Source organism: Bradyrhizobium macuxiense (assembly GCF_007993935.1).
Classification (GTDB): Bacteria; Pseudomonadota; Alphaproteobacteria; order Rhizobiales; family Xanthobacteraceae; genus Bradyrhizobium; species Bradyrhizobium macuxiense_A.
In genome coordinates, this window is sequence record NZ_VITY01000003.1 from 516,837 (window position 1) to 535,619 (window position 18,783).

The 18,783-nt window shown below is 65.0% G+C and carries 23 protein-coding genes; 14 read left to right on the forward strand and 9 right to left on the reverse strand.

The genetic code is table 11. The annotated features are described in order from the left end of the window. Window position 1: 1 nt before the first annotated feature. The 8 genes from FBZ93_RS10405 (at window position 2) to FBZ93_RS10435 (ending at window position 6,477) form a co-directional block, all read left to right on the forward strand. Window positions 2–307 (forward strand): DUF5076 domain-containing protein, encoded by a 306-nt coding sequence (locus FBZ93_RS10405; protein WP_021079261.1) that lies wholly within the window; start codon window positions 2–4, stop codon window positions 305–307. A gap of 2 nt (window positions 308–309) precedes the next feature. Next, window positions 310–1,674 carry a pyruvate dehydrogenase complex dihydrolipoamide acetyltransferase gene (locus FBZ93_RS10410; protein ID WP_146985791.1) on the forward strand — a complete coding sequence of 455 codons (1,365 nt, stop codon included), beginning with the start codon at window positions 310–312 and terminating at the stop codon, window positions 1,672–1,674. Between the two features lie 12 nt (window positions 1,675–1,686). Next, window positions 1,687–1,863, forward strand: a complete 177-nt coding sequence (locus tag FBZ93_RS40550; protein WP_167528985.1) for a hypothetical protein — start codon at window positions 1,687–1,689, stop codon at window positions 1,861–1,863. Beyond that, on the forward strand, window positions 1,864–2,106 hold the full coding sequence (locus FBZ93_RS10415) for a hypothetical protein (protein WP_146985792.1): 243 nt from the start codon (window positions 1,864–1,866) through the stop codon (window positions 2,104–2,106). A gap of 17 nt (window positions 2,107–2,123) precedes the next feature. Beyond that, window positions 2,124–3,545: a dihydrolipoyl dehydrogenase gene (gene lpdA / locus FBZ93_RS10420; RefSeq protein ID WP_146985793.1), complete on the forward strand. Its 1,422-nt coding sequence runs from the start codon at window positions 2,124–2,126 to the stop codon at window positions 3,543–3,545. A 168-nt stretch (window positions 3,546–3,713) separates the two neighbouring features. Then, window positions 3,714–4,955, forward strand: coding sequence for a threonine synthase (locus FBZ93_RS10425; RefSeq protein ID WP_146986024.1), 1,242 nt, complete (start codon window positions 3,714–3,716; stop codon window positions 4,953–4,955). 120 nt (window positions 4,956–5,075) lie between these two features. Then, a complete protein-coding gene (locus FBZ93_RS10430; protein ID WP_146985794.1) occupies window positions 5,076–6,047 on the forward strand; it encodes a tripartite tricarboxylate transporter substrate binding protein BugD in 972 nt (323 codons plus the stop codon). 34 nt (window positions 6,048–6,081) lie between these two features. Next, window positions 6,082–6,477 carry a hypothetical protein gene (locus FBZ93_RS10435; RefSeq protein WP_146985795.1) on the forward strand — a complete coding sequence of 132 codons (396 nt, stop codon included), beginning with the start codon at window positions 6,082–6,084 and terminating at the stop codon, window positions 6,475–6,477. Window positions 6,478–6,511: 34 nt separating this feature from the next. On the opposite strand, the gene FBZ93_RS10440 is transcribed toward FBZ93_RS10435, so the two are convergent. The 3 genes from FBZ93_RS10440 to FBZ93_RS10450 form a co-directional block, all read right to left on the reverse strand. Beyond that, the gene (locus FBZ93_RS10440) at window positions 6,512–8,737 is read right to left on the reverse strand and encodes a lytic transglycosylase domain-containing protein (RefSeq protein ID WP_146985796.1); all 2,226 of its coding nucleotides are present in this window, start codon (window positions 8,735–8,737) and stop codon (window positions 6,512–6,514) included. 219 nt (window positions 8,738–8,956) lie between these two features. Continuing rightward, window positions 8,957–9,616: a hypothetical protein gene (locus tag FBZ93_RS41070; protein WP_208763984.1), complete on the reverse strand. Its 660-nt coding sequence runs from the start codon at window positions 9,614–9,616 to the stop codon at window positions 8,957–8,959. Next, a complete protein-coding gene (locus tag FBZ93_RS10450; RefSeq protein ID WP_146985797.1) occupies window positions 9,610–10,938 on the reverse strand; it encodes a YadA-like family protein in 1,329 nt (442 codons plus the stop codon). Before FBZ93_RS10450 ends, FBZ93_RS41070 begins: the two co-directional genes overlap by 7 nt. Before the next feature lie 192 nt (window positions 10,939–11,130). Between FBZ93_RS10450 and FBZ93_RS10455 the strand changes: the two genes are divergently transcribed. Together FBZ93_RS10455 and FBZ93_RS10460 are read left to right on the forward strand one after the other, a co-directional pair. Then, a complete protein-coding gene (locus FBZ93_RS10455) occupies window positions 11,131–12,261 on the forward strand; it encodes a helix-turn-helix transcriptional regulator (protein WP_146985798.1) in 1,131 nt (376 codons plus the stop codon). 38 nt (window positions 12,262–12,299) lie between these two features. Next, entirely contained in the window at window positions 12,300–13,151 is an 852-nt protein-coding gene (locus FBZ93_RS10460; RefSeq protein ID WP_146985799.1) for an SMP-30/gluconolactonase/LRE family protein, read from the forward strand. On the opposite strand, the gene FBZ93_RS10465 is transcribed toward FBZ93_RS10460, so the two are convergent. Continuing rightward, window positions 13,148–13,375, reverse strand: coding sequence for a hypothetical protein (locus tag FBZ93_RS10465; protein ID WP_146985800.1), 228 nt, complete (start codon window positions 13,373–13,375; stop codon window positions 13,148–13,150). The genes FBZ93_RS10460 and FBZ93_RS10465 overlap by 4 nt on opposite strands. A 61-nt stretch (window positions 13,376–13,436) precedes the next feature. On the opposite strand from FBZ93_RS10465, the gene FBZ93_RS40555 reads away from it, so the two are divergent. After that, on the forward strand, window positions 13,437–13,574 hold the full coding sequence (locus FBZ93_RS40555; RefSeq protein WP_167528986.1) for a hypothetical protein: 138 nt from the start codon (window positions 13,437–13,439) through the stop codon (window positions 13,572–13,574). A 59-nt stretch (window positions 13,575–13,633) separates the two neighbouring features. Here FBZ93_RS40555 and FBZ93_RS10470 read toward each other — a convergent pair whose 3' ends face one another. The 3 genes from FBZ93_RS10470 to dctP are packed head-to-tail and all read right to left on the reverse strand — an operon-like array spanning window position 13,634 to window position 16,562. Next, a complete protein-coding gene (locus FBZ93_RS10470) occupies window positions 13,634–14,992 on the reverse strand; it encodes a TRAP transporter large permease (RefSeq protein ID WP_146985801.1) in 1,359 nt (452 codons plus the stop codon). Further along, window positions 14,989–15,543 (reverse strand): TRAP transporter small permease, encoded by a 555-nt coding sequence (locus tag FBZ93_RS10475; protein WP_146985802.1) that lies wholly within the window; start codon window positions 15,541–15,543, stop codon window positions 14,989–14,991. Before FBZ93_RS10475 ends, FBZ93_RS10470 begins: the two co-directional genes overlap by 4 nt. Then, window positions 15,540–16,562, reverse strand: coding sequence for a TRAP transporter substrate-binding protein (gene dctP, locus FBZ93_RS10480; protein ID WP_146985803.1), 1,023 nt, complete (start codon window positions 16,560–16,562; stop codon window positions 15,540–15,542). Before dctP ends, FBZ93_RS10475 begins: the two co-directional genes overlap by 4 nt. Before the next feature lie 311 nt (window positions 16,563–16,873). Here dctP and FBZ93_RS10485 point away from each other — a divergent pair, with 311 nt between their 5' ends. Next, complete coding sequence (locus tag FBZ93_RS10485; protein ID WP_050626439.1) at window positions 16,874–17,107, forward strand: pentapeptide MXKDX repeat protein; 234 nt, start codon at window positions 16,874–16,876, stop codon at window positions 17,105–17,107. Window positions 17,108–17,167: 60 nt separating this feature from the next. Here FBZ93_RS10485 and FBZ93_RS10490 read toward each other — a convergent pair whose 3' ends face one another. Both FBZ93_RS10490 and FBZ93_RS10495 read right to left on the reverse strand, forming a co-directional pair. Beyond that, the gene (locus FBZ93_RS10490) at window positions 17,168–17,524 is read right to left on the reverse strand and encodes a DUF6481 family protein (protein ID WP_146985804.1); all 357 of its coding nucleotides are present in this window, start codon (window positions 17,522–17,524) and stop codon (window positions 17,168–17,170) included. Between the two features lie 225 nt (window positions 17,525–17,749). Beyond that, window positions 17,750–17,971, reverse strand: coding sequence for a hypothetical protein (locus FBZ93_RS10495; protein ID WP_146985805.1), 222 nt, complete (start codon window positions 17,969–17,971; stop codon window positions 17,750–17,752). Between the two features lie 187 nt (window positions 17,972–18,158). On the opposite strand from FBZ93_RS10495, the gene FBZ93_RS40560 reads away from it, so the two are divergent. After that, the gene (locus FBZ93_RS40560) at window positions 18,159–18,335 is read left to right on the forward strand and encodes a hypothetical protein (RefSeq protein ID WP_167528987.1); all 177 of its coding nucleotides are present in this window, start codon (window positions 18,159–18,161) and stop codon (window positions 18,333–18,335) included. 292 nt (window positions 18,336–18,627) lie between these two features. Next, window positions 18,628–18,765, forward strand: a complete 138-nt coding sequence (locus tag FBZ93_RS41075; protein WP_208763985.1) for a hypothetical protein — start codon at window positions 18,628–18,630, stop codon at window positions 18,763–18,765. The last annotated feature ends 18 nt before the right edge of the window (window positions 18,766–18,783 follow it).

Here is an 18,783-nt window from a genome sequence, read left to right on the forward strand (position 1 = left end):
GATGGCCGGTCCCAAGGAGCAGCCGCTGCCGCCTGACGTGATGGGCCGCGACGACGCCGTCGAGGTGTTGCGCGCCTTTGTGGTCGACGGCGGCCTGTCGATCGCGTTCCAGCGCGCCTTCGAGGAGCCGGACATGTGGGGGCTGATGCTCGTCGACATCGCCCGCCACGCCGCGCGCGCCTATTCCCGCGAGAGCGAATACACCGAGGACGAGGCGCTCGCGCGCATCGTCGAGATGTTCGAAGCCGAAATCGCCCGGCCGACCGACATGGGCCAAACCAAACCGCGGTCGCAACAAGGTCACTGACAATGCCGATCAATATTCTCATGCCCGCGCTGTCGCCGACGATGGAAAAGGGCAATCTCGCCAAGTGGCTCAAGAAAGAGGGCGACAAGGTCAAGTCCGGCGACGTGATCGCGGAGATCGAGACCGACAAGGCGACGATGGAAGTCGAGGCGGTCGACGAGGGCACGATCGCCAAGATCCTGGTGCCCGAGGGCACGCAGGATGTGCCGGTCAACGACGTCATCGCTGTCATGGCCGGCGACGGCGAGGATGTGAAGGCGGCAGCCAGCGCCGGCGCCGGTGCTGCTCCGGCTGCCAAACCCGCCGAAGCCCCGAAGCCCGCCGCCCAGGCCGCGCCTGCCGCTGCACCCGCGCCAGCGGCGGCACCTGCACCGACGCCGGCCGCAGCGCCGGCGCCGCAGCCTGCTGCGGCACCCGCCGCGCAAGCCAACGGCCACGCCCGCGTCTTCTCTTCGCCCCTGGCGCGCCGGCTCGCTAAGGAAGCCGGCATCGATCTTTCCCGCATCACCGGCACCGGGCCGCACGGCCGCGTCATCGCGCGCGACGTCGACGACGCCAAGTCCGGCAAGGGCCTGAAGGCGCCGGCGGCTGCGCCCGCCGCGGCGGGGCCGAGCATCGCGCCGTCGATGTCGGACAAGCAGATCCTGGCGCTGTTCGAGCCGGGCTCCTACGAGGTCGTGCCGCATGACGGCATGCGCCGCACCATCGCGCAGCGTCTCACCGCCTCGGTGCAGAACGTCCCGCACTTCTATCTCACCATCGACTGCGACATCGGCAAGCTGCTCGCCGCGCGCGAGGAGATCAACGCCGCCGCGCCGAAGGACAAGGAGAAGAAGCCGCTCTACAAGATCTCGGTCAACGACTTCGTCATCAAGGCGATGGCGGTCGCGCTGCAGAAGATTCCGAACTGCAACGTCAGCTGGACCGAGGGCGGCATGCTCAAGCACAAGCATTCCGACGTCGGCGTCGCGGTGGCGATGCCGGGCGGCCTGATCACGCCGATCATCCGCAAGGCCGAGACCAAGACGCTGTCGACCATCTCGAACGAGATGAAGGATTTTGCCGCGCGCGCCCGCGCCCGCAAGCTGAAGCCGGAAGAATACCAGGGCGGCACCACCGCGGTCTCCAACCTCGGCATGTACGGCATCAACCACTTCACCGCCGTGATCAACCCGCCGCACGCCTCGATTCTCGCGGTCGGCACCTCGGAGGAGCGCCCCGTCGTGCGCGGCGGCAAGATCGAGATCGCGAACATCATGAGCGTGACCTTGTCGTGCGATCACCGCGCGATCGACGGCGCGCTCGGCGCCGAGCTGATCGGCGCCTTCAAGCAGCTGATCGAAAATCCCGTGATGATGATGGTGTGACGGGCATCCGCCATGTACGCGATGTCAGGTCCGTACGTTCTGCTCGCCGCCATCGCCGTTGCGCTGCTCGTCGCGGTCAACCGCGACCTGATATCGACGTTCCAGTTCCGGTTGATGATGATCAGCACGGGCGTGCTGGCGCTGGTGTGGACCATATTTCTCGGTTCGGTATGGCAGGAGTACCGATGAATGGCCGGCTTGGCCCGCACGCGCTGGCCCTGGATCTCGCTGCTGCTGTCGGCCGTGCTGGTGCTCAACCCGGTCGGGTTGGATTTTCTGCACTCCGCGTTCTTCGCCGGCGAACAGCTGGCACGGAACATCGCCCAGCCGATCGTGCTGACGGCCCTGGCCATCATGGTCGTGCTGATCGGGCTCGAATGGCTGGTCAGGTCGTTGATCGCAAGAAGCCGCGCCCGCGGCGTCACACGTTGAGTTGAACGGGAGCCGCCATGGCCGACACATCCTTTGACGTCATCATAATCGGCTCCGGCCCCGGCGGCTACGTGACCGCGATCCGCGCCGCGCAGCTCGGCTTCAAGACCGCGATCGTCGAGAAGTCCTATCTCGGCGGCATCTGCCTGAACTGGGGCTGCATTCCGACCAAGGCGCTGCTGCGCTCGGCCGAGATCTACCACTACATGCAGCACGCCAAGGATTACGGGCTGTTGGCGGACAATGTCAGCTTCGATCCGAAGGCGGTGGTGCAGCGCTCGCGCGGCGTCTCGAAGCGCCTCAACGACGGCGTCGGCTTCCTGATGAAGAAGAACAAGGTCACGGTGATCTGGGGCGACGCCACGATCGACGCGCCCGGCAAGATCACGGTGAAGAAATCCGCGGTCGAGGCGCCGAAGGGCGCGAGCGGCGAGGGCAGCTATCAGGCCAAGCACATCATCGTCGCGACCGGCGCGCGGCCGCGCGTGCTGCCCGGGCTCGAGCCCGACAAGAAGCTGATCTGGACCTATTTCGAGGCGATGGTGCCGGAGCGCATGCCGAAATCGCTGCTGGTGGTCGGCTCCGGCGCGATCGGCATCGAGTTCGCTTCGTTCTTCCACACCATGGGCGCCGACGTCACCGTCGTCGAGGTGCTGCCGCAGATCCTACCCGTGGAAGACGCGGAGATCGCCGGCCTCGCGCGAAAACGGTTCGAGAAGATGGGCATCAAGATTATGTCCTCGACCAAGGTGACCAAGCTCGAGAAGAAGGCCGACAGCGTGGTCGCGACCATCGACGACGGCAAGGGTCAGCCGCAGACCAAGGAATTCGAGCGGGTGATCTCGGCGGTCGGCGTTGTCGGCAACATCGAGGGCCTCGGGCTGGAAAAGCTCGGCGTCAAAACCGACCGCGGCTGTATCGTGATCGACGGCCTCGGCAAGACCAACGTCCCCGGGATCTACGCGATCGGCGATGTCGCGGGTCCCCCGATGCTCGCGCACAAGGCCGAGCATGAGGGCGTGATCTGCATCGAGGCGATCAAGGGCCTGCATCCGCATCCGATGGACAAGCTGATGATCCCGGGCTGCACCTACTGCAACCCGCAGGTCGCTTCCGTCGGGCTCACCGAGGCCAAGGCCAAGGAAGGCGGCCGCGAGATCCGCGTCGGCCGCTTCCCGTTCGTCGGCAACGGCAAGGCGATCGCGCTCGGCGAGGACCAGGGCCTCGTCAAGGTGGTGTTCGACAAGAAGACCGGACAGCTGCTCGGTGCGCACATGATCGGCGCCGAGGTGACCGAACTGATCCAGGGCTATGTCGTGGCGATGAATCTGGAGACCACCGAAGAGGAGTTGATGCACACCGTGTTCCCGCATCCGACCCTGTCGGAAATGATGAAGGAAGCGGTGCTCGACGCCTACGGGCGCGTGCTGAATATTTGAGCCGCAGGACGGCGGCCACGGTCCCGTCATCCTGAGGAGCGCGTCTCGAAGGATGTACGGCCCGGATCGATCAGCGGGCCGTTCGCCCTTCGAGACGGCCGCTTCGCGGCCTCCTCAGGGTGACGGGTCTAACAGCAATAGAGCAGAACAAGAAAGGCGATGAAGCCAGTGAAAGACAACGACAACCTCACCATCGAACGCCCGACCTTCGTGACCCATCTCGAATGCGCGATGGAGGGCGATCATTATGCAGCCGACCAGGTGCACAACCTCTCCAAGGCCGGCAAGCCGCTCTTGGTGCGCTACGATCTCGCCGGGGTGAAGAAGGCGCTCACAAAGGATGCGCTGGCCGAACGTCCGGCCGACCTGTGGCGCTACCGCGAGCTGCTGCCGGTGCGCAAGTGCAAGGACATCGTCAGCCTCGGCGAAGTCGCGACGCCGCTGATCCGGTTGCCGCGGCTCGGCGCCAGGCTCGGCGGCGGCGAGATCATCGTCAAGGACGAGGGGCGGCTGCCGACCGGCTCGTTCAAGGCACGCGGCCTCGTGATGGCGGTGTCGATGGGCAAGGCGCTCGGCATCAAGCACATGGCGATGCCGACCAACGGCAATGCCGGCGCGGCGCTCGCCGCCTACGCAACCTCCTGCGGCATCAAGACCACGATCTTCTGCCCGGCGGATACGCCGGAGGTGAATGTCAGCGAGATCGGGCTGCAGGGCGCCACCGTCTATCGCGTCAACGGCTATATCGACGACTGCGGCAAGATTGTCGGCGAGGGCAAGGCAAAAGTTGGCTGGTTCGATACCTCGACCCTGAAGGAGCCGTACCGGATCGAGGGCAAGAAGACGATGGGCCTCGAGCTCGCCGAGCAGCTCGGCTGGGACGTGCCCGACGTGATCTTCTATCCGACCGGCGGCGGCACCGGCCTGATCGGGATGTGGAAGGCGTTCGACGAGCTCGAGAAGATCGGTTTCATCGGCTCGAAGCGTCCGCGGATGGTCGCGGTGCAGGCCGCCGGCTGCGCGCCGATGGTGCGCGCCTACGAGGCTGGCACCGAGCACGCGGCGCGCTGGGAGGACGCCCACACCATCGCCTCCGGCATCCGCGTGCCGCAGGCGATCGGCGACTTCCTCATCCTGCGCGCGGTGCGCGAGAGCAAGGGGTTTGCGATCGCGGTCGACGACGACAAGATCAGCGCCGCGCTCAACGAGGTCGCACGTGAGGAGGGGCTCTTGCTGTGCCCCGAGGGCGCTGCGACCTACGCTGCCTACAAGCAGAGCCTTGCCGACGGCCGCGTCAGCAAGACCGACCGCGTGATGCTGTTCAATTGCGCCAGCGGCCTGAAATACCCGCTGCCGCCGGTGACCTGCGCGCTCGACCGGCACAAGCCGATCGACTTCTCACAGTTCTGACCTGCTGTTGCAGTCGTCATTGCGAGCGCAGCGAAGCAATCCATCTCACCGCTTGCTGAACCATGGATTGCTTCGTCGCTTCGCTCCTCGCAATGACGGTGTCATTTGATGGAGTGAATGATGCGTAGAATCCTGTGGGCTGTTTTGGCCGCGTTTGTGACGCTCGTCGGCCCTGCACACGCGGAAACCTGGCCCGCGCACCCGATCACCATCGTCGTGCCGTTCGCCGCCGGCGGTCCGTCGGATGCCATGGCGCGCATCCTCGCCGAGCGGATGAAGCAGTCGCTCGGTGAGGTGATCCTGATCGAGAACGTGACCGGAGCGGGCGGTTCGATCGGCGTCGGCCGTGCGGTGCGCGCGGCGCCGGACGGCTACACCGTCTCGTTCGGCCATCTCGGCACCCACGTCGCAAACGGCGCGATCTACAAGCTCGGCTACGACCTCGTCGAGGATCTCGAGCCGGTGGTGCTGCTGCCGAGCAATCCGATGATCATCGTCAGCAAGAACGCGGTGCCGGCGAAATCGCTGAAGGAGCTGCTGGAGTGGCTGAAGTCGCGGCCGGCGCCGCCGACCGCAGGCACCGCCGGCGCCGGCAGCGGCAGCCATATCGCAGGGCTCTATTTCGAGAATGTCTCCGGCATCAAGCTGCAATACGTGCCGTATCGTGGCACCGGGCCGGCACTGAACGACCTCGTAGCCGGCCAGATCGACATCATCGTCGACCAGACCTCGAACTCGATCAACCAGGTCCGTGCCGGCAACATCCGCGCCTATGCCGTCACCGATTCCAAGCGGGTCGCGAATGCGCCCGAAGTCCCGACGGTCGATGAGGCCGGCCTGCCCGGCTTCCACATGACGCTGTGGTCCGGCCTCTGGGTGCCGAAGGGCACGCCACAGGAGATCGTGGCCAAGCTCAACACGGCTGCGATCCAGGCGCTGCGTGATCCCGCCGTGAAGAAGCAGCTCGAAAATCTCGGCTTGCAGATGCCGCCGCAGGACCAGCTGAAGCCGGAAGCACTCGGCGCCTGGCAGAAGGCGGAAATCGCGAAGTGGTGGCCGATGATCAAGGCCGCCAATGTGAAGGTCGAGTGAGGGCGGTCGATCTTCCGGAGCAGGAGGATTGCGCATGAAGAATCTTGCGCTTGCGTGGCTTGTGTCCAGCGCCGCCTTCGCGATCGCCTTTGGCGGATGGATGCTGCCTTGGTCTACGCCGGATGGTGTGCATGTTTTGCACTGGGCCGATCATCTTCGCATGTTCCTGATCGTCCTGGCCGCCGCGCTGACGTGCCAATTCGTTTACGGCGGCCTGGTCTATTTCGTTCTGACCCGAACTGGGCTCTGGAGCATTTGGACCGTCATGGCCGCGTATCTGATTCCGGTCCTTATCATCGACCATTACGGAATCGACATTCCGGGAGTGGCGCGCGCGATCATTGCCTGGATCGCATTCGCCTGCCTTGTCGCAGGTGTATCGTGGCTTTTTGCACGCAAGGAGGTTCGCGTATCGGCGGATATGCCTTAGACGGGCAGCGGAATAGACCTCACGCGCCGCAATCTCACTGTGCCGGCGCCGCGTTCGTCTCCTGCCTCACGACGCGCTCGCCGCTCTCTGCCGCTACCGCCGTGCCGGCGTCCTCGAACCGCGCCTGATAGACGGCGAAATTCTCCATCACGCGCTGCACGTAGTTGCGCGTCTCCGAGATCGGAATCCGCTCCACCCAGTCGACCGGATCGACCTTGGGATCGCGCGGGTCGCCATAGGCCTTGATCCAGTCGCGGACGCGGCCGCGGCCGGCGTTGTAGCCGGCAAACGTCATGATGTGGCAGCCGTGATATTCCGCCAGCAGCGCGCTGAGCTCGGCCGCGCCCATCTGGGTGTTGTAGACTGGGTCGGAAACCATCTTGTCCCAGTCATAGCTCACCTTGAAGCGCTTGGCGGTATCGCGGCCGGCTTCGGGCGTCACCTGCATCAGGCCGACGGCGTTGGCCGCCGACTTGTCGCGCTGATCGAATGCGCTCTCGGTGCGCGCGATCGAGTAGGTCATGCTGCGTCCGATGTCGGGCGCGATCGGGGTGTGCTTGGGGATGCCGATGACCGGGAAGGCGTAATGGTCGAAGGCAAAGCCCCGCGCGAGCGCGATCTTGCCGATCTGCAGCATGGCGCGGGCATCGTTGTGGCGGCCGGTGAGCTCGCCGAGCGCCTCGAGCATGCCGACGTCAGTGCTTTCCTCGGCAAGGTCGGCTGCGAAATAGAGCACGATGTCGGGCTCGCCGATCGCATAGAGCATGTCGGCGGCACGAACGCGTTCGTCGGCCGCCATGCTGCCGGCGCTCGCAGCAGGCGAGGGCGCGCGTAGCTCGACGCCGCCATCGCGGCCGAGCCTGGCCAGTGCCAGCTGACCGTAATAGGCGGTTGGATAGCGCGCGGCGGCCTGGTAGTCGGCGCGCATCGCCGCGGAATTGCCGAGCGCTTCGGCGGCGCGGCCGCGCCAATAGGCGGCGCGCGCCAGCACGGTCGGGTTGGTCTGGCCTTCGTCGATGTGGGCGAAATGCGCCGCCGCGGTCTTGGCATCATCGAGATAGCGCAGCGCGATCCAGCCGCGCATGAAGTGCATGTCGGAGCGGTAGTAGGGATTGTCCGGCGTCGCCGCTCCCCGGATCACGTCATAGGCCGCCTGGTACTCGCCCTGGTCCAGCAGCTTGCGCGAGAGGATGCGGCGCTCGCGCCACCATTGGTCGGTGTCCTGCTGCGCCATCGTCTCGGGCGCCGCCGCGATCGTCACGCGCGCCGCATCATCGATCCTGTTCTTCGCGAGCAGCCACTGGATGCGGCAAAGCGTGTAGCCGAGGTCGCTGCGGGCATCGGCCGGCACGTCGTTGAGCGTGTCCTCTGCCTTGCTGGATTGCCCACGGACCGCGCCGCAAGCCTTCACGATCGCGAGCTCATCGCTGCCGAGGTGCTGGGCCGCACGCCTGGCGCCGGCGAGATCCTTGGCGCCGATCCGCTTGTCCATGCGTGCGCGATGATCGTCTGATGTCAGCAGGTCCTTGAATGCGTCGTAGGCGTCGCTCTCGGTACGGTCGAGCAGTTCCTCCGAGCGCCAGGCCTCGCGCACCAGCCGCGTGGCGCCGTCGCGGTCGCCCTCAGTGAGCAGCGTACGGGCGAGGGCGAACTTGCCTTTGGCGCTGATCGGCTGATCGAGCGTGAAACCGTGCACCGTCGCCGGATCGCTGCGCTCCTGCCACATCCGCGCTTCGGCCCGTTTGCGCAGCAGTGTGACGCTCGGCCAATCCGGGTTGGCCGAGACGAATGCCGCATAGCGGCTGAACGGCGCATTCGACTCCGAATGGCGCAGCAGGTACCACTCGACGAGCTTGCGCCCGACCGGGTCGGTGATCTTGGCCTGGATATCGGTCGCGTCGCCGGTCTTGCCCCGGCGCGCCGCGAGGATGGCATCCCTGACATTGGCGAGATCGCCCGACAATTGCGGTCCGGCAGGCTTCTCCGGCTCCGTTGCCTTGGTGGTCTCGGCCGATTTGGACGGAGCTGATTTGGCCTTTGCGGATTTTCGTTTGTCGGTGCCGTGCCTGGCGTGCCGGCGCTTGCCGGAGCCGCCCTCGCGCGCGGCCTTGGTGCTATGCGCCTTCTTGTCGCCGTGGCCGCTCTTGGCGCCGCTCTTGGCCTGATGCTGGTGATGCGGCTTGGCGGTCGCCTGGACCGGAAGCAGCGCGAGCGCGGCGGCTGTGGCGAAACACGCCAGCGGACGTAGGCAACGGTTCATTCCCTGGTCCCCCCTGAGAAACCATGAGGCACAAACAGAACGCGTCATACGGCGGCACAACCGCCGCAGATTATCATTACCCTCGATTCTCGAGTGTTAATGCTGCCGCAACTCAACAGGGAAAACGCGGCGAAATCTGGAATGTGACGAGCGGAACCGGCGGGAACCGGGGTTTTTACGGGCAACCCCTGAGGAACGGTTCCAGGCCCGGTCTATCGATTAGGGCTTCGCGGGCGCAACTTTCGGCGTCACCACCTGTCGTGAGACAGCTTTAGGGTTTGGTGCCTGCGGCTTCTGTTCCTGGTCGACGGCCTTTGCCGTCTGCGCGGGGGTGGTCGAGATATTGATGTTGAGCAGCTTCCACTGCCGCGACGAGGACTCGTAGGCGAGATCGAATTTGACCTGCTGTGGACTGGTCGGCACGTAGCCGGAGATGCGCAGGCGCCCCTCGGCGTCGATCTCCGGCGCAGCGGCGAGCTGCGGAGACAGCAGCATCACGCTGAACAGGCTCAAATTGCTCCGCCGCATTTCGGCGAAGACCAGCGCCAGATCGGCGGAGCTGTTACGGGCCTGGAAATCCTGTGACGCGAGGTCACGCAGGACGCCGTAGTTGCCGGAGCGGTTGGCATCATTCAGCGTCAGCAGTGTCGCGCGCACCAGCAGCAGCGCCTGATCGAGCGGCACCCGGACCTTGGCCGGCGTGCGCTCAGCGGAAGCCTTGTCCGGCACTGGCTTGATCGGCGCCGCCTGTTGCGTGGGAGCCGGGGCAGGCGGATCTCCTTGGGCGATGGTACCGGTTGGCATCATCGCAGCCAGCACCAGCCCGGTGCCGAGCGCGGCGACGCCCGCGACCGGCCAGACCGTACCGAGCCTCACCATCCGACGCGCAGGCCGGCACGCGCACCCACAAGGCTTTGCTCGGTCGAATAGCCGACGCCGCCGGTGAGCTGGAAGTTGTCGTTGAGCCGTACCGCCCCGTTGATGGCGAGGCCGTTCTGGCCCTGGAAGTTGCCGTAGTTCATCGTGAAGGCAACACGCTCGGTCGGCAGCACGGTCGGGACGCCGGCCATCGCAAACGCCATCGCGACGCCGGCAGTAGCCTTGGTGGTGCGGCTCGCAATATCATCGAGCCGCGTATTGACGCCGCTCAGCGCCTGCTCGACCTGGCCGCCGAGCGAGGCGACGCTGGCATCGACATAGCTCTTGTTCGCTGCATCGCTTCCGCTGATCGGCGTCGCGACATTCTGGACCCTGTTGCCGCCCATGTTGACGGCGGCGCCACTGGCGACCTGCAGTGCGCTGGCCACGTTGGCCGTGCCGATGTTTGATGTGGTCGCGTTGACGGTCGATGCATTCACCGTCGTAGCGGCGACCGTCGTCGCCTTCACGTTGGTTGCGTTGACGTCGGTCGCATTGACGGTGGTCGCGGCTATCGTGGCCGCGTTAACCGTCGTCGCGTTCAACGTCGTCGCGTTCACGGTCGTCGCATTGACGATCGGTGCCGCAATCAGCGTGGTGGCCGTCAGCGTATCGGTTGCGACGTTGCCGTGATTGACGACACCATTGAAGGTCGCAAGTCCGGCTACGTTGAGAGTGCCGCCGATGCTGGCGTTGTTGGTTACGCTGAGCGAGTTGAGCGTGGCGAGCCCGCTCGTGCTCAGGGTATCGGTGGAGATGTTGCCTGTGTTGTTGATTCCCGACGTGCTCAGTGTGCTGGCCAGCTTCACTCCGCCGTTAAACACTGCGGCACCGTTGAAGGTGGCTGTCGTGCCGGCTGCGAACGTGCTGTTGCCGTTGATGTTGCTCGCGCCGCCCAGTGTGGTGGTGCCGTCGACCGTCACGTCTTTCACCGCGTGAACGGGATTTATGAGAGCCAGCGGTCCGCCAGAGAACGGATCGAATGGACTGGAACAGTCGTCGCCCTGGACGACGACGACGTCTTGCTCGCCTCCGTCCACGAAAGAGCAGACTGCGTGGATCGCATGGGCGGGACGCGACGCCACCATCGCACTGGCCGCACATAGCACTGTCGTGGCGGCTATCGCCGTCATCGTCTTTGATGATTCCCTGTTCGCCATTCCGCGGGCAATATTGTTCTGTCTTTTGAATGCCATTGTCCCATTCCGACCAAGCTTGTGAGCATTATGGTGGAGACGGACTGCAGATGACGCATCAACCGTTCGATTGAAATCGGATCGCATCTACGGAGTCGCCTGCCAGGTGTTGCCTGATTGCACTCATCGTCTACACGCAATGGTTGCGGGCTGTGCTGCGCCGAACAATGCAAGGGCTGCTGCGCAAATGGACTCGCAACCGTCTTCGTCGTCGCGCTATAAGCCCCTTGAAGGCGCGAATGCCCGCATGCTTGTTTTGAAAGTCATAAGAGCCACGCCGTGACGTCTGAAGCAGCAGTTCTTTCAGAGGTGATCGGCATCATTTACGACGCCGCATTGGATCCCGGCCTCTGGCCGCGTGCCCTTGAGAGGGCCTGCCTGTTCGTTGGCGGTTCCTCGGGAGCCCTGTTCTGGCATGATACCGCCACGGAGCGCACGGCGGTGCTCCATCTGTTCAACGAAGAGGCGCACTACACCAAGCTGTATCTAGAGACGTATTTGTCGCTCAATCCCTGTTTTCCAGCGGCGGCATTCTTCGATGTGGGCGAGGTGTACCGATCCAACGATATGGTCCCGTTCGACGAGATGGTTGAGACCCGCTTCTATGACGAATGGATGAAGCCGCAGGGGATGATCGACGCCCTCGGGGCGAACCTCGAAAAGGGAGCGACCAATTCTTCGATCGTCTCGGTCCGTCTGCATGATCAGGACGGCTTCGCCGATGCCGCAGTACAGCGCAAGTTCGCATTGGTGGTGCCACACTTCCAGCGGGCGGTTTCGATCGCCAGGTTGTTCGACACGGCGAAGGCGTCCAGCGCCGTCCTCACGGAAACGCTCGACACGATCGACTCCGCTGTGTTCCTTGTCGGCGCCGGTGGAAGGATCGTTTTTGCCAACGACGCCGGCCGATCGGCGTTGGCGGAGAAGACGCTGCTCCGCGAGCGCAACGGCGGGCTGGCTGCGACGGACGCGGATGCCGACAGGCGGCTTCGATATCTGTTCGGGGCGGCCGAGGTCGGCGACAACTTGCAAGGCGATCGGGCACAGGCAATCCCGCTGCTGCCGGATCCGCCTGGCCGATGGTTTGCGCATGTGCTGCCACTGACGTCGGGCGACCGCCAACGTAGCGCAGCGGTTCACTCCGCGATCGCCGCCGTGTTCGTCCGCAGCAGCTCGCCGGCGTCGCTGCCACCGCTCGAGGCCCTGGCAAAGCTCTACAAGCTCACCGCGAGCGAGGTTCGCCTGCTCGATGCCATGATGAAGGCGAGCGGCGTGCGTGCGCTCGCCGAGTTGCTGGGATTGACGGAGGCGACGGTGAAGACGCATCTTCAAAACGTGTTCCGCAAGACCGGAACATCGCGACAGAGTGAGCTGGTAAGGTTGCTCGCCGGATACGAACCGCCGCAGTGATCGGGCCGTCGGGATCAGGTTCTGAACGAGGAAGACTCATGAATCGACGTGCGGCAACAACCATCCTCGATGGCGGCCGCTATTTCGAAGGCCCGCGCTGGCATCACGGGCGGCTCTGGTTCGTCGACTGCATGGCGCGCACGCTGCTCAGCATCAGCCCGTCCGGCGAACGGCAGGAGCATGCGGTGGTGGCCGACGACACGCCGTGTGGGCTCGGCGTGCTGCCTGATGGCGACATCGTCGTGCTGACGATGTTCAAGAAGCGGCTGCTGCGGTTCTCCGATGGGGCGCTCTCGCTGTATGCCGACCTCTCCGAGGTCGCGATCGGCACGATCGACGACATGATCATCGACGGGCAGGGGCGTGCCTATGTCGGCGATCTCGGCTTCAATCTACCGCCGCCGGAGGGGCGCGGCGCGGTCGGCCGGATCATCCTGGTGATGCCGGACGGCAGCGCCCGCGTCGTCGCCGACGGCTTGCGCTTTCCTAACGGCATTGCCGTCTCCTCCGATCACCGCCGGCTCGTCGTCGCGGAAATGGATGGCGCTGCTCTTGCCGATTACGACATCGACGCGGATGGCGGGTTGAGCCTTCGCGGGCGGTTCGGTCGCGTCAACGATCCCGACGGTATCTGCCTCGATCGCGACGGGGCGGTCTGGGTCGCCTCGTTCACGGAGGACGCCTTTGTCCGGATCGGCCGCAACGGCGCGGAGCTTGAGCGTATTGAGCTCCGCGGTCGCCGCGCGCTCGCCTGTGCACTCGGCGGCGCGGACCGCAGGACGTTGTTCTGCCTCAGCGCGGAGACGTCCTACGAGGAGCTGCGGAAGGGCAAATCGGTATCGCGGATCGATGTGGTCGAGGTCGCGGCGCCGGGGGACGGTTATCCCTAGCCGGGGCGAGACGGTTTCTTCTTTTTCTTCTCTTTCTTCTTCAGGATCTCGGCCTGGCTCCTGAAGGCGCGCGCAAGGGAGCGCATCTCATCGGCGACAATGGTATCCGCCGTCGCGGATGCGACCCGTTCCGCGGTCTGCGCCTGCTTGCGAATTGCCTTGGCCAATTTCATGAAGAAGCCAATCGCGCTGCGTCGCCCTGGTTCCAGCACCAGCGACCGCATGTTGCGGCCTTGAGTTTCGTTCTTGTTTCGTTCATATTGGGTATTCCGGGAGAATGCCGCTATGGACGCCGAGCGAGACCGCGAAATCATCAGGCTCTGGAATGAACTCCGACGGCTGCAGCGCGAGGGACGTCCGACGGCGTTGATCGTCCGCCGGATCGAGAAGGCGCTGGCGGCGAGGGAGCAGGAGGCGGCCTGAAGCTCCGGTTTGACACGTTTGCTTCAGGCGAACCGTTACCTTCTTCGTCCGAAACGGCTTTACCTCCCGCCGTCCGGCCCCATCACCAGGTTCGGCAGCCAGGTCGAGATCTCCGGGAAGACGCAGAGCATCAGCACTGCGAACATCATCAGCAGCACGAACGGCAGCGTGCCCCAGATCACCTCGCTCAGGGGGATGTCGGGCGCGACGTTGCGGATGACGAAGATGTTGAGGCCGACCGGCGGATGGATCAGGCCCATCTCCATCACGATGGTCATGACGACTCCGAACCAGATGATGTCGAACTCGGCGGCGCGGAGCGGCGGCAGGATGATCGGGGCGGTCATCAGGATGATCGAGACCGGCGGCAGGAAGAAGCCGAGCACGATCACCATCACGAGGATCGCAAACAAGAGCTCCCAGCGCGGCAGGTGCATCGCGACGATCGCCTCCGCCGCCGACTGCGAGATGTGCAGGTAGCTCATCACATAGGAATAGAGCAGCGACATGCCGATGATCAGCATCAGCATTGTCGACTCGCGGATGGTCGATTTCAGGATCGGCGACAGGTCGCTGGGTTTCCACACGCTGTAGATCACGGCGATCAGCCCGAGCGCCAGCAGGCCGCCGAGGCCTGCGGTTTCCGATGGCGTCGCGTAGCCGCCATAGAGCGCGATCATCACGCCGGTCAGCAGCAGCACGAACGGGATCACGCGCGGCAGCGCGCTGAAGCGCTCGGCCATGGTGAACTCGTCGCGCTGCAGGATCGCCGCGTCCTTGCCGGTCGCGTCATAGGCGGCCTTGGCCATCGCGTATTCCTTGCGGAAGCGGAACACGGCGTAGAAGCCGAACAACGACACCAGCAGCAGTCCCGGGCCGATGCCGGCGAGGAACAGCCGCCCAAGTGATTTCTCGGCGGCGACGGCGAACAGGATCATGGTGATCGAGGGCGGCAGCAGGATGCCGAGCGTGCCGCCGGCGGCGATGATCCCCGCGGCAAAGCCGCCGGAATAGCCGCGCTTGCGCATCTCCGGAATGCCGGCCGAACCGATCGCCGAGCAGGTCGCGGGCGAAGAGCCGGCCATCGCCGCAAACAGCGCGCAGGCGAACACGTTGGCGACGCCGAGGCCGCCGGGCACGCGGTGCAGCCAGGCGTGCAGCGCCGAGTAGAGATCCTGGCCGGCGCGCGACTTGCCGATCGCCGCGCCCTTCAGGATGAACAGCGGGATCGACAGCAGCGTGATCGAGGCCATCTCCTCGTAGACGTTCTGCGTCACCGTATCGAGCGAGGCCGCCGGCATATAGATTGCCATGAACACGACGGCGACCGCGCCGAGCGCGAATGCGATCGGCATGCCGGAGAACATCGCAAACAGGGTGGCAAGCCCGTAGGAGATGCCAATACCAAACACGGTCATCGACGCGCGCCACCAGTCAGCGGAATGAGGATTTGCAAGAGCAGCTGCACGCAGAGCAGCGTCATGCCAAGCGCCATCAGCCCATAGGGGATGGCGAGCGGCAGCGACCACATCGAATTGGAGACCTGGCCGTCGACATAGGCCTCGTGCGCCAGGGTCCAGGACTTCCAGGCGAAGAAGGTGCAGAACGCGAAGCTCGCGACATCGACCAGCCACAGCCTGATGCTGTTGGCCCGGGATGAGAGCAGGCCGACGAACGCCTCGATGCTGACATGACCGCGCTGGCTCTGCACATAGGCCGAGGTCATGAAGGTCGCCCCGACCAACAGGAACACGGCGGCCTCGTCCTGCCAGTAGTTCGGGCTGTGGAACAGGGCGCGGCCGAGCACGCTATAGCTCAGGATCACGCAGGCCGCGATCAAGGCGAGTGCGGCGAACACCACGATGATGTTGTTGCAGACGGACAGCGCGCGCCCGAGCAGAGCCACGGGCGTATTGCCCGTGGCGACGCTCGAAGGTTCGGCCTGATCCGCGACCGGACCATGCATCATGCGGCGACGTCGCTTGCGAGCTTCAGCAGGTTGGCGGCGGTCGCCGTCTTGGCGCCGTAGTCCTTCCAGGCGGTGTCGCGCGCGATGTCGCGCCACTTGCCGACGGTGGCGGCATCGAGCGCGCTGACCTTGGCGCCGGCCTTCTCGTAGACCTTGGCCACTTCGGCATCGTCGTCCTGCGCGCCCTTGCGGCCGAACGCCTCGAGCTCGGCGCCGACGGCGAGGATGATGTCCTGCTGGTTCTTCGGCAGCTTGTCGAAGATCGCCTTCGACATCATCAGCGGTTCCAGCATGAACCAGTAGGAGGCGCCGGCGCCCGAGGTCAGCGACTTCGCGACCTCCTCGAGGCGGAACGAGATCAGGCTGGTGGAGGAGGTGATGCCGGCATCGCAGGCGCCGGTCTGCATCGCGGCGTAGATCTCGTTTGAGGGCACCGACAGCACGGCGGCACCCGCGGTTTGCAGCACCATGTCCATCTCGCGCGAGCCGCCGCGCACCTTGAGGCCCTTGGCGTCCTCGGGCGCCACGATCGCCTTGGAGCGGCTGGCGACGCCGCCGGCCTGCCAGACCCAGGAGATCAAGAGAATGCCCTTGTCGGCGAGGAAGTCGGTCAATGCCTTGCCGACTGGCTCCTTCTTCCAGCGCAGGCCCTGATCGTAGGTCGTGACCAGACCCGGCATCAGGCCGATATTGGTCTCCGGCAGTTCGCCGCCGGCATAGGGCATCGGATAAAGGCTGAGATCGAGCGCGCCCTTGCGCATCGCCGAGAACTGCGCGTTGGTCTTGATCAGCGAGGAGTTCGGATAGACCTCCGCGGTGAGGTCGCCGCCCGAGCGCTTGGCGACCTCGGCCGCGAACATCCGGCACAGCCGGTCGCGGAAGTCGCCCTTGTCGATGGTGCCGCCGGGGAATTGGTGCGAAATCTTCAGCGTGGTCGCGGCATGCGCGGTCCCGACGCCCATCCGTAAGGCTGCGGGTGCGGCGAGGGCGGAAGCGAGGACATGGCGGCGTGTGAGCATGGTTGTTTCCCTGAAGGGCTTCTTGAGTGGCTGTTAGGTCGGCGCGGAGCTTCAGCTTAGCCGGTCTTCACGTGAATTTTCTCTAGTCTGATAGTTCGAGCCGCCCTGATAGTGCGGGCCGATACGCGGCTGCAAGTCCTGGCTCGCCGATGTTGCGGCGCACACCGCGCGCCAGCCACGCAACCCTCGCGGGTGCGCGCCGCGGCGGCTCAAGAATTTGTTATTGGAGGTAACAACGGGCGGCGCAAGTGCGTCGAGTAGAGAGCGGCAAGTCGTCGCGCTCACATTCGACCACACAAGGGATCATCATCATGACCACCAAGACCCGCCTCGGCCTTTCCGCCGCGCTGCTCTCGTTCAGCCTCGCGCTCGCGCCCGCCGCCTTCGCTCAGGACAAGATGGGCAAGGACGACGCGATGAAAAAGGAAGACACGATGTCCAAGGATGCCATGAAGAAGGACGGTGGCATGATGAAGAAGGACGACGGCATGAAGAAGGACGGCGGCGCGATGATGAAGAAAGACGACGGCATGAAGAAGAACTGACCGCCGCCGTCGCTCATCCTTCGCAGGCCCGCCATCCTGGCGGGCCTGCCTGGTTGCGCGTTAGCGCTTCTTCTTGCCGCGCTCCTTGCGCGCCGCATAGCGCGCGTCGCGCTTGGCCTTCTGCTCGGCGAGCAGCGCCTCCTCGCGGGCGGCCGCCTCTTCCTTCTCGCGCGCGACGCGGGCAGCCTCGGCTGCGACGGCCTCTTCCTCGAGGCGCTTCTGCTCGGCCTTCTCGGCCTCACGGGCTTCCTTGGCCTTGGTGCGGCGTTCGGCGATTGCCGCGCGCTCGTCGGCACGTGCCTTCACAGCGGGATCGTCAGCTCCCGGCTGGGCGCGAAACTTGTTGAGGAGGTTTTGCCGCGCCTGCAGGGCCGCCTTTTGGCGGTCGGCAAAACCCGGTTCCTTGAAGCCACTCATAGAGGAAGCCTTGCTGCTTTCTGTTCGGGTGATGGATGGGGTTGGGTTCGGCGCTTCAATAAGTGAACGGCGCAGAAATTGCCAGTGGCGAACGGAGGGCTGTGGAGCAAGGGAGATATGAGCGGACAGCAAATGGCCGATGGCGGAGATTACGCCCGCCTGACCGCCGGCGTGGTGAGTGGTTGGTCACCGAATCTGCCGACAAGTCTGGATCTGCCGAAAGGTCTAGCCGCGCTGAATCTGCTCGCGCCGGCCGTTGCCCAGTACCTTGGCGACCGTCTCGGCGGTCATCGCGCTGCGGTCCGAGGCGCGCTGGACTTCCAGCCTGTCGCGGGCCTTTTCGCTGATCAGCAGGCTGATCAGTCGCAGCCTGCTGGTTTCATCGACAGCCTCCGAAAGCAGCTGCCTGTAACGCTGGTAATCGTAAGTCGCTTCTTGTTCGCTCACCGGCACGCCCCGCACACGCGCTCCACTTCAGCGGGTAGTGTTTCGCGAGTCGCCGCTGCCCGCAATCGAATTGCAGCACCGGTAGCCGCGGCTTGCGCATTTCGCTGTGCCACTGTTGCAGAATTGATCGCACGCAACCGTGCAAACCGTCATGATGCGCGCGTTGCAACCGGGAACCGAAACAAGGATGAGCGAACCCGAAGATGGAGGCAGCCGCCGGGGCGCGCTGATCGGACTGGTGGTGGCCGCGGTCATGCTCGCGGTCGGTCTCTGGCTTGCGCACAGCCTGACGGCGGCGAGCAAGATGCAGGACTGCGTGATGTCGGGCCGCTCCAACTGTAATGTGATCGAGCCGGCACGCTGACCCGCCTTGCGGCAGTGCAATATCACTCCCACATCCAACCCAAAGACTCGGGCTGAACTGTTTGGTCCCGGCTGTGATTCCGGTCACACGCGGACAGGCGGGCTGCCTCGTTTCGTCCCAGAGATCGGCGGGAACCAAGGCCATGATATCCAAGCTGTGGTCCGGAAAGGGCGCGGCGCTGGCTGCCGCAGGCGCGGCGGGTGCCGTTTTGGTAGCGTATGCGTGCCTCAGCCTGGCGTCGCCCGAACAGGTGTCGAGCGCGGGGCTGGGCCCCGGATGGCAATGCAGCAGAGTGGCTTTCGTGCTGACCACCTGCACCCGGGCGGACGAGGCCGAGCGCGAGGCCAAGGCCGACGGCGAGGTCAAGGCCGACGGCGAGGTCAAGGCGATCCCGGTGCGGGCCAAGGACGATTGTCCGCCGGAGCCCTAGGTTTCGCTTGCTGACGCG